This window comes from Planktothrix paucivesiculata PCC 9631 (assembly GCF_900009265.2).
Taxonomy (GTDB): Bacteria; Cyanobacteriota; Cyanobacteriia; order Cyanobacteriales; family Microcoleaceae; genus Planktothrix; species Planktothrix paucivesiculata.
On the sequence record NZ_LR735024.1, the window covers coordinates 45258 to 57000 of the forward strand.

Genomic DNA, 11743 nt, shown 5'->3' on the forward strand with positions numbered 1-11743 from the left:
CAACTATTTCCAAAAAAGGGGGAATTACTCATGATGGGGGTGATACCCTAACCCTGGTTATTAACAGCGACAGGACTTACGCACCCAACCAAAGAAACCGGGTTTTTTTCCACATATTATCTAAAAAACCCGGTTTCTCGGGCGACGGTGCGTAAGTCCTAAGCGATCAGAATTGCTATAGAGAATTGAATTAATTACTAACTTTTAAACTTTGGATTTTAGGTTCAGGCACACCCCAACCTTTAAGAATATTATAGGCAATAATTTGATGTCCGGCAATATTCGGGTGAATCCCATCTCTAGTTAATAAATTTTGTCCTTGTCCCCCATAGCGTTGATAGGTGCTGATTACATGACGAAAAGGAATATTTAAGTCAATAAATTGACAGCGATATTGTAGGGCAACTTCCCGCATAACGGCGATATATTGGGAAATTCGCTGGTTTTCTTGACTACTGAGATCTTCCTGAATAATAGTAGGGGATAATAATAAAACTGGAATTGCTTTTGAGGTGGCAGCCTGTACCATGGCGGTTAAATTTTGTCGATATTCTTGGGGAGTAGGAATATTAGGTCTGGCTTGGGTCGGAGTTTGGAAACTTTGTAAAACATCATTCACCCCAATATTAATTGTAATTAAATCGGGTTTTTTATCTAAAACATCCTGTTTAAATCGTTCATTCAGTTGGGTTGAAGTATTTCCCGAAACTCCCGAACTGATGATTTCAACCGGTTGATTAGGATAGAGTAGATTCAAATAGCGTTGTAATAACCAGACATAACCGCCATATTGTCCTCCACTTTGGGTAATACTATCTCCAACTACCAGAATGCGCTGTTTATTGCGTAGGGCTTCGGGTTGGGGTTCAATAATCGGTTGAGGTGATGCAGGTTGAGGCGGTTTAGGGACGGAAGACGGACGAGGAGTGGAGGCGGGAGGGAGATTTGGGGACGGTGCGGCTTGTATCCGTAAAGATGCGGCTAGAGCATACCATCCCAAACCAGCGATTGTAAGGGTCAGAAGAAATCGGAATACAATGGAAGGAACCTGTTTCATCACATTACTCAGTTGTCAGTAATCAGTTATCAGTGTAAGACAGGACTGAAGTATAAAATTAAATATGTTTAATCCACAACAAATCCTTGAAGACCGCTATCAACTCCAGCATCAATGTGGACGTACCGCCACCGGACGCCAAACTTGGCTGGCAAATGATCAAAAAACTCAAGAAAAAGTGATTATTAAACTATTAGCTTTTAGCCCCCAAATGCCTTGGGAAGAATTAAAACTCTTTGAACGGGAAGCCCAAGTTTTACAGGCTTTAAATCATCCCCGGATTCCCCGTTATCGAGATTACTTTGCTATCGATCAAAATTCGGGCGGGGGCTTACCTTGGTTTGGATTAGTGCAAGATTATATTCCCGGTTTATCCCTCCAAGACCTATTAGAAAAAGGGCATCGTTTTACTGAAGCTAAAGTTAAAAAAATGGCTAAAGATATCTTAAAAATATTAGTTTATTTGCATGAACTTAGTCCTCCAGTTTTGCATCGAGATATTAAACCTAGTAATTTAATTTTAGACAGTTCAGAACAGATTTATTTAGTAGATTTTGGTGCAGTACAATCTCAAGCATCGGTGACAGGCGTGACATTTACTGTGGTGGGAACCAGTGGTTATGCACCATTAGAACAATTTTGGGGAAGGGCGGTCGCAGCTTCGGATTTATATGCTTTAGGAGCCACATTAATTCATTTATTAACCAATACTTTTCCGGCGGATTTACCCCAACAGGATTCTCGGATTAAGTTTGCTAATCGAGTCAGTTTGAATCCCTATTTTATCCGATGGATTGAACAAATGACAGAAATTTCCCTAGAAAAAAGAATACAAACCGCCAGGGAGGCTTTAAAATCCTTACAATCTAAAAAAATGGTTCTGCTCAAAGATCAAAATACCGCCCCCCCACAGGCTTTAATTCCCAAACTGATTAGACCTTTTTATAGTAGAATTTGTCTGCATAAAACATCCGAAACCTTAGAGATATATTTACCCCCGAAAGGGTTCGCAAAACTATTGCAAATGGAAATGGGATCTTTCTATTTATTGATCTTGTATTTGATCGCATTATTATTTCCCATTTTGTCACCTCTATTTTTTACCTATTCATTTTTATTTTTATCTTCAATTCTAGGAAGTTCAATCTTATTATGGATATTTTTCTTTATAGATGAAAAAACCTTTGTGGAATTTGATCATTTCCAATTCAGAATTTTTAGAAAATCCAGGGGAATTAAATATCGTTTACAATCGGGTTCCGTGGGGAATATTATGGGCGTGTTTATGGAAAAAAAACAATCCAAATATCAAGTAGTGATTCGGACAACCTCGGGAACTCACACTATTGGTGAACTATTTGTCGCGGAGGAATGCGCCTGGTTAACCCAGGAAATCCAAGACTGGCTTTATCCTCGGTAAAGAAACCGGGTTTCTCACGATTTCTTGCTTAAGACTTTGATCAACGGAGAGGGAGGGATTCGAACCCTCGGTACGGAGTTACCTGCCGTACAACAGATTAGCAATCTGTCGCTTTCGACCGCTCAGCCACCTCTCCTTGGTGACAATTAAATATACTAACAGATCATTTTGAGTCTGTCTAGGGGGAGGGTAAAAAATTTTGGGGTGATGGGAATTTGGGTTGATTATCTCCCAGACTTGACCTCTCGCCCTTGCCTTGCAGGTTATGGGGTTGGGGGGTTTAGGTCTTAGGCTTGACAAGAGAAAATCACAAAGCCTTCCTGGGGTCAAGGGGAAGGGAATCCCCCTGATCACGACTAGAAGAAACAAGATAGACTGTTGATTAACCCTTTTCTGCTTTTTTTCAAGCTGTCCCATGAACAGACAAGAGTTTTTAGATCGGTATCAAGCGGGAGAGCGCAATTTTACCTATATTGATTTAAGCGGGGTAAATCTAAGCGGTGTCAATTTACAAGAGATTAACCTCACGGGAGCGAATCTGACAGGGGTTAACCTCAGTTGGGCGGTATTAAGCAAAACTCAATTAGTGGGAGTCTGTTTTCGGCGGGCTGATTTACGCAATACGGTATTAACCCAGAGTAATCTCAATCAAAGTAATTTGAGTGGTACCAATCTCACCAAAGCAGACTTACGATTTGCCACATTAAAACAAGCGGATTTGAATTGGGCGGTTTTAGTTGAAGCCGATTTAAGTAATAGTGATTTAACGGGAGCGAAATTAGATCAAATTAATTTAGAACAAGCAAAATTAAATCATGCTTTATTAATCGGTGCGGAATTAATGGAGGCGAATTTAACCGGGGCGAGTTTAGTGGCGGCGAATTTAACCGGGGCGAATTTACGGGAATCCCGACTCACGAGCGCCAATTTAAAAGATGCTATTCTAACTCAATCTAATTTAACGGAAGCTGACTTAAATGGTGCTACTTTGCGGTCGGCAAATTTGACCGAGGCGGATATGCACCGAGTGGTATTAACGGGGGCTGATTTAACCGATGCGGTGCTTGATGGTGCGGATTTAAGTCGAGGAAATTTAACCGGAGCTTATTTATTAAAAACCAGTTTTAAAAAGGCTTATTTATTACGGGCAAATTTAGAGGAAGTTTATCTACTTTGGTCAAATTTAACCGAAGCGAATTTGAGGGGGGCAAACCTGCGACGGGCGGATTTAAGCGGGGCTTATTTGGTGGATACGATTTTGAGTGAAGCGGATTTGCGGGATGCTTTATTAATCGAAAGTCATTTAATTAGAACCAATTTAGAGGGGGCTAATTTAACCGGTTGTTGTATTCATAATTGGGAAAAATCAGAGGTTGAACTGAATAAGGTAGAGTGTGAATATGTTTATAATGAGTTTGATTATACTAATAAAAAACCTAAAAATCGTTATCCCAGTGATCGGAATTTTTTACCGGGAGAATTAGCCCAGGATTCCCCGGAAGATAGCCAGTTAATTCCGGTAGAATTTACCGAATATCCCCATTGGGAAGCGTTAGTTTATACTTTGGTTAAGGTAGAACAGGAGAGTCCTGAACTTGAGTTAATGATTCAAGGATTTGAAACTCAACCGGATAGTTTTTTACTTCAGGTTAGAGCCAATCATTTAGTTAATGCTAAACTGATGAGTCAACAGATTTTAAATTCCTATCCCTCAATGAAGCAGAAACTTTTACAGAAGCGATCGGATATTTTGGGGTTATTAAGTTTAGAGGTTCCTATTTTTAATGGTGCGGTAGATTTGGAGGGAATTCCTGAAGCGGTGATGTCTACTCCTACAATTGACGGGAATAATCATCAGACTTTGTATCAAGAAGTTTCTCGTCAAATCCAAGGAATTTTGCGATCGCAGGAACCAGAAAAATTTGTGGTCAGTGTCCAGAGATTGTTAGATTTTCTAGCTAAAAATGGTGTGGAACTTGAGGATCTTCAGCATCAAGTAATTATTCAAGGTATTGTGCAACGCGCCCAACGGGAACCTCTATTTAAGGAGAATTTATTCCGTTGGGAACAGGTCGCAACTCCTACGGAGCGAGTTTCGTTGATGGGGGAATTAGTTAGATTTGCGATCGCTCTTTTATGGGAGGAGTGAATGGCATTAAATCTAGTTGATTCATCAAGGGGGACGAAATTAACTACTTTTCTACTAACTATTTAGCGCCATAATAAAACAAGATTTCCTTTTCTTTTAACCCGGCAAATCCCGCATCAATTAATAATTGATTCAGTTCAGTTTCAGGAATATGTTTAGCACCAATGCGAACAATTCGAGAGCGCATTGTATTACTCACACCACTGCGTTGACGTCCGGCTTCTAAGCCCATCACTTGATGATAAAGATCCAACTTAACCGCAGGGATCGGTGTACCATCAAAGTCAATTCCTTTGGCGATCGCCACATCAATTGCATCGGCGCCCGTAGTTGATTCCGTTGATAGATTAGCTTCTGAAGTCATGAGAGATCATCCAATTTAATCTTTAAACTATTCTATTCTACCGTTAAAGGTTTAACGATACATTCTAGTTTCTAAATCTTTAATAATCGGTTGTTTATCCGGTTGTCCCTTCAATAGTTTGAGGAGTCCTAACCCTTGATGAATCGGTTTATTACTGGCCGGTTCAGCAAACCCAGTTACCCCGTCTATTTCACCCATAATCGTCCGATAAAATGCCGCACCGAATAAATGATCAATGGGTTTTTTTCCCTCTCCAAAGGAACCCACGGCCATCCAATTATTTCCAATCGCGGTGGAGGGATTTCGGGTTTCTGAAACCGCCGGAATTCCTAATTTAATTTTATCAGAAATTGACTTTTGTGCTACTTCTGCGATCGCCACCCGGGCGGTCATTTCCATTAAAGGAATCGCTCCTTTTATAATCACATTGCCTGATAATAACCCCAAGCCCCCCCGAGAAACAGAATTATAGGATTTTTCCGCTAATCGATCAATTTTGACCTCAGCAATATCAATCCGTTGAATATCCGTTGCCGGATAATCTTGATACTTTTCTAAAATAGATTGCATCGTTGTTTGAATACTTTTAAAGGATTCTAAATAATCATCATCATCAAACTCATTATTTAACGCCAAATCCGGTTGACGGATTAATTGATAAATCACTTTCCCCATAACTGGAATTTCAGCATTAATCATCCATTCATCTAAACTTATGAGGGTTAAAGCATCGACAACAGTTTTGCCTTCGCGCAGTTGAATATAGGTTTTTGCATAGCGTTTTTTATCGGATTCGGATAACTGGGGTTGATTATAAATAGTATTAATAATCAGAATGTCTAAGGTTAAAACCCTGGAGGTAATACTTCCGCGTAAATAGTATTTTTTTAAGTTGGATTTCAGGGAAGAATTGAGAATAATCGTATCAATATTTGTTAAAGCGACTAAATCGGGAACCGCTTCCCCTGACCGGACATATTGATAGGTTCCTTTTAATTTAATTTTTTCCTCTAGGTCTAAATCCGATGTTTCCAAGGCTTTTTCTAAGCAATGTTCTAGGCTCAAACAACGGGAATGGTGACTGGCAATAATATAACGTTGACCGATATCAGAATAAAGTTTAGAGGTTAGCACCAAATAATCTAATAAATCTAAGGCGGTACAATCTTGGGTTGCCTGTCCATTATTTAATCGATTATAGGCTTCTAAACATCTAATTTTAGTCTGTTCATAGAGAGAGAATTGATTAATTAAACGATTGACTTGTCGATCCAAATTCAATTCTGAACGATAAAAACTATGCAAGACTAAAAAGGCATCATTTCCCCTAATTCCACATCCTTTCAGACGTAAATTTGCTCCTTCTGTGCGGTGAGGGGGAATTCTAACGGTATAACTTTTGCCATTTTTTAAAGTAACGGTTTGACTACCTCCTTGATCGGCCGATTGATAGGCAATAAAAATATGATAAAGTTCATCTAAACTGCAATCAATTCCCTGGGGATTGGATAAAGGTTCTTCTGATTCTAAGCCGAAATGATCGATCCAATCTTGACCTTTTTTCCAAGTGGATTCTACGGAATGGGTTGCCGTATCTCGGAGGGTTTTTCCGGCTTCAGTCGCTTTATGAGTTATGGCTTCTCCCGCATTAGATACGGAATGTTTAGCGGCTTCAGTCGCTTTTTGCGTTAAAGATTGACTTGCTTTAGTCGCTTTTTGACTAATAGAATTCCATAAGGATTTATTTTTGCGATCGCCCATTGATTAATTCCCTCCTGTAATTTTATCGATTAAAACAGTAACTTTAATAATATCGGAGCCGCCGATTCTAACATTCCCACAAATCCACCACGAGGTTTATTTTCGTCGGGATTGAGTCGATATTCCAAGGTTTCAACTAACTGGAGAGCAACTTGTTCACCCTCGGGAGAATTTAAGGTTTTATAGAGTTGTTCGGCTTGTTTGGCATCTGCGAGCGCCCCGGTTAAATTTCCTAAATCAGCCAGCGCCATACTGCGAGCAAAATAGGCCGCGGCTAACTTTTCATCTAATCTCAAGGCTTGGTTATAAAAATCAATAGCGTTTACATAATTACCTGCCTTGGCTTCACCAACTCCCAGACGGTAAAAGTCCTCCGCATTGCCCACACTCGCCGGAAGTCCCACAACGCCGACTAACTGAGCGTTATTAATACTGTTGGCATCTAAAACCGCATTGCTGAGATAGGAACTTCTTAAATCTGTGCCGTTGAGGTTGGCTCCAGTTAGGTTAGCTCCGGTTAAGTTAGCTCCAAATAAACTCGCCCCCGCCAGGTTAGCCCCCTGTAGATTAGCTCCGGTGAGGTTAGCTCGGCTGAGATTGGCTCCCACCAGGTTAGCCCCATTTAGGTTAGCACCCACTAAGTTCGCCAGCACCAAACCTGCACCACTGAGGTCACAATTTTGACATTGTTTGGTGGACAAAAGTTGTTGAGTCTGTTGTAAGTTTTCGGCCTGTGCTGGAGTTAGGGGACTGAGTGCTACCAACAACGCAACACCAGCTACAATTTTCTGTTTCATAGGACAGACTAATCAAAAGGGGATTGTAGCCATGATAAAATATTGTCTGGGTAATTGCTACGGTTCCCAGACGGACTTTCCATTTTATCTCTATTTTGGTTAAGTTGATCAAAATCACACTGAAAAAGTGAGTTTAATCACACTGATTCAAGTTGTTGTATCACAGGCAAAATCAGAAATTAAAGGAATAATTAGGATCTGAAGCCATCAGGTTGTAGGTGCTACCCATGTTAATGACGGAACCCTCTGTGAGTGTCGAAAGGTTGGTCAATCAAATTTTTTGTTCTCGAAAAATTACCCGCAATGACCAACGGTTATTAATGTCGTTATTACTCTCCAAAGACGCATTAACTTCAGAAGAACATTCTTATATTGATCAGGTTTTTGAGCGTCTGCGCCGAGGTTTGATTCATGTGGTTGAATAGGAATCATAAATTACTCTTAAAAACCCAAAACAGGACTACAGGAATAACAGCCTGTAGTTCTGTTTTTTTAAGGTTTTGTACTTGTTTGAAACCGTTGATAAGGAAAACGCCCGGTTTTCGGATCAAACCATTTATTCCAGAGTTGAGTATTTGCTTCGCTGGTAATTGTTTGATTGACTAAATTTCCCCATTGAGCACTATTTTTAGGTAAAATACAACCGTAATTTTCAAAGGTTAGAGGTTGTTCTGGGACTAAACGAAACTGTTTAAAGTCCAGTCCCTGTTGCCATAATTCACCCAATAAAAGAATCCCATCACTGGCAATTAAATCAATTTCTTCGGCTTTTAAGCGACGAATTCCATCGGTACGACTCCCCACAACTTGCCATTTTGCTTCGGGATAAACCGGACGAAATTGATCATCGGTGGTTGTCCCCAATAAAAATCCCACGGTAATATTATTTTCTCGGATTGTTTGTAATTGGGTTTCGGAAGTTCGGGTGGGGTTTAAACGTTCTGCATCCGCTTCTCTAGCTAAAAGTTGAATCCCAGAGGTAAAATAGGGCGTAGAAAAATCAACCTTTTGTTCTCGTTCTGAGGTGATACTGGTCGCCTCACAGACAATATCTAATTGACCTTTTTCTACCTGTTCAAATCGATTTTTTAAGGTAACGGTTTTTAATTCTAATTTAATCGGTTTATTCAGTTGTTTTTCTAGGCGCTGTTGAATCAGTTTAATTAAATCAACAGAATACCCTTGTAAGCTATTATTTTTGTCTGTATAGCCAAAGGGAACCGCATCCGTCCGCACCCCGGCTGTTAGTACCCCGGTACGATTGACTTTTTCTAACACGGTTTCAGCCCAAACCGAGAGGGGAAAACTAACGGTAAAAAGAAGACTCAAGAGAGAAATAGCAAGTTTTTTGTCCATGGGTGTTAGATTCTTTAGCAGATTAGAACGTCCTGTCATCCTATAGCATTAATTGGGAACTCAAGGCAAGGGGAAAACAGAAAGAAAATAGGTAACACCGAAACAGAAAAAACTAGAAATAGCAAGTCTAAATTAGTTTTTTAAGATTAAATTAGCCGAGTCAGGGCCAAAGATTCTACATTTTTAAACGTTCGAGTCGCTTTAAAAATTCCTGAATATTAATCAAAATATCTTCAGAAAAATGTTGAGAATAAATTAAACTATGGAGATAATAACCCGGGCAGGTTTCTCCAATATAATAAGAATAATCTAAGCCGACTAAATTACTAATCCACCAATAACAATGATAGACGTAATTTGGGGAAAATAGCTCTATAACTTGGGTTTGAGGTTGACAAAAAACAAGATTAGTTAACCCACTGCCATGAGGTGCAATAATAATTTCAGCTTGGGAAAATAATGCAGCTTGTTCAAGCACAGACATCGATTCTAATTGAATATACTCAAAGCCCAAGGGTTGCAAAACCGCTAATAATTCATTCTCATTTAAAATTCTACGGCTTTTTGCTGAATTTCTAGTAATATAAATTCGTTTAAATTTAGGTGAATTTGCCAGACTCTCAGAAGTCAAAAAATTTCGTTTTAAAAAATCACAAGTCCATTTCGGCATCCAAGCCGCACAACCCGGGAAAGAAGGGACAATTAAATCTTGGGCTTGGATATGATGGAGTTCTTGAATATTAATTTGTTTGTTTTTGGGAATTTCTAATTTTTCTAAAGTTTCCTGTTGAAAAGGCAACCGATTATCAACGATAAAATAATCAATATTATTGCTATAAAAACAGCTTTTTTTTAATAATTCAATCCTAGGTAAACTATCTAACATCCAGTGAAAATAAACGGAATTAGAAAGTCCAGCGATAATAGCAACCGTTCCATTTATCTGATGAATGGGGGGTAATTTATTAACGGATAAAATAGAATGGTGACTGGGATGTTTGTTGGGATGACCTGGACTCAATAAAGGAAATTCCGGGGAAAGATCTCCTAAAAAATGCTGTTCATTCGTGAGAATAGCCGATTGAGTTTGGTCAGAACTTAACCAGAATCTCCCTTGAGGAATTTTAACCACAAAAGCGGCAGGAAGCTGCATCCTTTCACCAAATCTAAAACTAAAATGAATAGGATCATCTAAGGATTTTGGGGGAGTAAGATTAATTACAGTTTCGGGATAAATTTGCTGATAATTATGTTGATTTAAAGGATGGGATTTAATCCAATTTTGGGTTAATTGATCAAATTGATTCGGAGGATTAATCAGTTGAATTTCTGAAAGATTCATAGAACTATTTAATTTCTCAGATTCCGATAAAACGTTTAATAAATTTTGAATAAAATTAGCAATAGAAGATTCCTGTTTTAAGGCTTTTTTAAAATGAAATAATCCGGCTTCAATTTGGTTATTATATATTAATAAAAATCCTAAATATCCGGCATATAAAGCAGATTCAGGATCGAATTTTAGGCATTGTTTTAAACTAGCAATAGCTTCCTGAATGTCTCCTACCTGAAATAAAGCCTGACCCAAACCATAATAGGCTTCAACCAGATGATAATTCAAATTAATAACCGTTTTGAAATTTGCGATCGCCGAGTGATAAGATTCTAATTTTAATCGGCATTTTCCCAGGGCTAAATGATAATTAGCTTGTTTTTCTTCTAAGGAAATTGTATCCTCAATGATGGACAAAGAACCCGACAAGTTAGCCCCGAGGTAAGACTGAATTGCCTCCAAATAATTATGTTTATTATAATACAATATATCCCCAAAATTTAGATAAACTCTAAAATTATTGGGGGCGAGATTCTGAGCTTTTTTAAGTAAACTCAAAGCAGCATCTGGATGCAAACGAGATAAAATTTTACTGAAGCTCAGATATAATTCTATTAAAGGTGTTGAGGGAGATAATAATAATGTTAAAAATTCTACCACCAGGGGATTAATATTCCGAGTTGATTGGGTTTGATTTTGAATTAAAGCCTGATAAAATTTAGGCTGTTTTTGGATTCCTTGTTTGATAAAATTCAGCCCCTGGTCAAATAATCCCAGGATCATTAAACTCATCCCTAAATCACTATAAGCAGGTGCATAATTAGGTTGAAGTTGAATCGAATTTTCAAACGGATTAATTGCTAATTGCCATTGTTTAAGTTGAGTATAACAAAGTCCTAATTGATAATAAATTAAATAATCTGGAGAATGTCTAATAACGGCTTGATAACATTGAATTGCAGCTTCAAATTGTTCTAATTTTTGAAAAATAACACCTCGATTTAGATAGGCTTGAACAGAATCCGGTTGTAAATCAATCACGGTTTGCCACGTCCTAATCGCGGTTTCTAAATCTCCTTGAAGTGCAAAAGTATGAGCTAAATGATCATAAACCTCAACATCTGTTTCACACCATTCTAAAATGGCTTGATTAATCCATTGGGAAAATTCAAGCTCTTGAGATGATAAATATTCTCTAGCTTTATCTTTTAAAAAATTGATAAATTCAGGGATTTGGGTTGTTTCTAAATTAGATTCAGTAAAAGCAGAAAACCAAATGGTTTGGGCTTGAAATAAATCACCCTGTAATAACCAAGATAGTCCCAAATACCAATAGTAAGTAATAGAATTAGGAGAAACTAAAATACACTGTTCATAAACAGAAATCGCTTTTAAAAATTGTTTTTGACTTAAATAAAGATTTCCTAAATTTTCAAGTTCAGAAATAGATAGAGGTTGATTTGAGGTTGTATTTTCGGACACGGTATCACCTGTTAATTAAATCCA

9 protein-coding genes and 1 tRNA gene are annotated in these 11743 nt (G+C 38.3%); 3 read left to right on the forward strand and 7 right to left on the reverse strand.

What is annotated here, in order from left to right:
- Positions 1–190: 190 nt before the first annotated feature.
- Entirely contained in the window at positions 191–1057 is an 867-nt protein-coding gene (locus PL9631_RS20050) for an SGNH/GDSL hydrolase family protein (RefSeq protein WP_083623096.1), read from the reverse strand.
- Between the two features lie 64 nt (positions 1058–1121).
- Here PL9631_RS20050 and PL9631_RS20055 point away from each other — a divergent pair, with 64 nt between their 5' ends.
- Positions 1122–2477 carry a serine/threonine protein kinase gene (locus tag PL9631_RS20055; RefSeq protein ID WP_083623098.1) on the forward strand — a complete coding sequence of 452 codons (1356 nt, stop codon included), beginning with the start codon at positions 1122–1124 and terminating at the stop codon, positions 2475–2477.
- A gap of 44 nt (positions 2478–2521) precedes the next feature.
- On the opposite strand, the gene PL9631_RS20060 is transcribed toward PL9631_RS20055, so the two are convergent.
- Positions 2522–2613, reverse strand: a tRNA-Ser gene (locus PL9631_RS20060).
- Positions 2614–2892: 279 nt separating this feature from the next.
- Between PL9631_RS20060 and PL9631_RS20065 the strand changes: the two genes are divergently transcribed.
- Positions 2893–4626 carry a pentapeptide repeat-containing protein gene (locus PL9631_RS20065; protein WP_083623100.1) on the forward strand — a complete coding sequence of 578 codons (1734 nt, stop codon included), beginning with the start codon at positions 2893–2895 and terminating at the stop codon, positions 4624–4626.
- A 58-nt stretch (positions 4627–4684) separates the two neighbouring features.
- On the opposite strand, the gene PL9631_RS20070 is transcribed toward PL9631_RS20065, so the two are convergent.
- The 3 genes from PL9631_RS20070 to PL9631_RS20080 are packed head-to-tail and all read right to left on the reverse strand — an operon-like array spanning position 4685 to position 7548.
- Entirely contained in the window at positions 4685–4990 is a 306-nt protein-coding gene (locus tag PL9631_RS20070; protein WP_083623102.1) for a small RNA NsiR4-regulated ssr1528 family protein, read from the reverse strand.
- Between the two features lie 51 nt (positions 4991–5041).
- Positions 5042–6751, reverse strand: coding sequence for a hypothetical protein (locus PL9631_RS20075; protein WP_083623105.1), 1710 nt, complete (start codon positions 6749–6751; stop codon positions 5042–5044).
- 29 nt (positions 6752–6780) lie between these two features.
- Positions 6781–7548: a pentapeptide repeat-containing protein gene (locus tag PL9631_RS20080; protein ID WP_083623107.1), complete on the reverse strand. Its 768-nt coding sequence runs from the start codon at positions 7546–7548 to the stop codon at positions 6781–6783.
- Positions 7549–7775: 227 nt separating this feature from the next.
- Here PL9631_RS20080 and PL9631_RS20085 point away from each other — a divergent pair, with 227 nt between their 5' ends.
- On the forward strand, positions 7776–7973 hold the full coding sequence (locus tag PL9631_RS20085) for a hypothetical protein (RefSeq protein WP_083623109.1): 198 nt from the start codon (positions 7776–7778) through the stop codon (positions 7971–7973).
- A gap of 67 nt (positions 7974–8040) precedes the next feature.
- Here PL9631_RS20085 and PL9631_RS20090 read toward each other — a convergent pair whose 3' ends face one another.
- Together PL9631_RS20090 and PL9631_RS20095 are read right to left on the reverse strand one after the other, a co-directional pair.
- Entirely contained in the window at positions 8041–8904 is an 864-nt protein-coding gene (locus PL9631_RS20090; RefSeq protein WP_083623111.1) for an amino acid ABC transporter substrate-binding protein, read from the reverse strand.
- A gap of 175 nt (positions 8905–9079) precedes the next feature.
- Complete coding sequence (locus tag PL9631_RS20095) at positions 9080–11719, reverse strand: tetratricopeptide repeat protein (protein WP_083623113.1); 2640 nt, start codon at positions 11717–11719, stop codon at positions 9080–9082.
- Between the last annotated feature and the right edge of the window lie 24 nt (positions 11720–11743).

Coding starts and splice junctions, on each gene's coding strand:
- PL9631_RS20050 (WP_083623096.1), bottom strand. CDS start 1,057: ATGAAACAGGTTCCTTCCATTGTATTCCGATTTCTTCTGACCCTTACA.
- PL9631_RS20055 (WP_083623098.1), top strand. CDS start 1,122: ATGTTTAATCCACAACAAATCCTTGAAGACCGCTATCAACTCCAGCAT.
- PL9631_RS20065 (WP_083623100.1), top strand. CDS start 2,893: ATGAACAGACAAGAGTTTTTAGATCGGTATCAAGCGGGAGAGCGCAAT.
- PL9631_RS20070 (WP_083623102.1), bottom strand. CDS start 4,990: ATGACTTCAGAAGCTAATCTATCAACGGAATCAACTACGGGCGCCGAT.
- PL9631_RS20075 (WP_083623105.1), bottom strand. CDS start 6,751: ATGGGCGATCGCAAAAATAAATCCTTATGGAATTCTATTAGTCAAAAA.
- PL9631_RS20080 (WP_083623107.1), bottom strand. CDS start 7,548: ATGAAACAGAAAATTGTAGCTGGTGTTGCGTTGTTGGTAGCACTCAGT.
- PL9631_RS20085 (WP_083623109.1), top strand. CDS start 7,776: ATGTTAATGACGGAACCCTCTGTGAGTGTCGAAAGGTTGGTCAATCAA.
- PL9631_RS20090 (WP_083623111.1), bottom strand. CDS start 8,904: ATGGACAAAAAACTTGCTATTTCTCTCTTGAGTCTTCTTTTTACCGTT.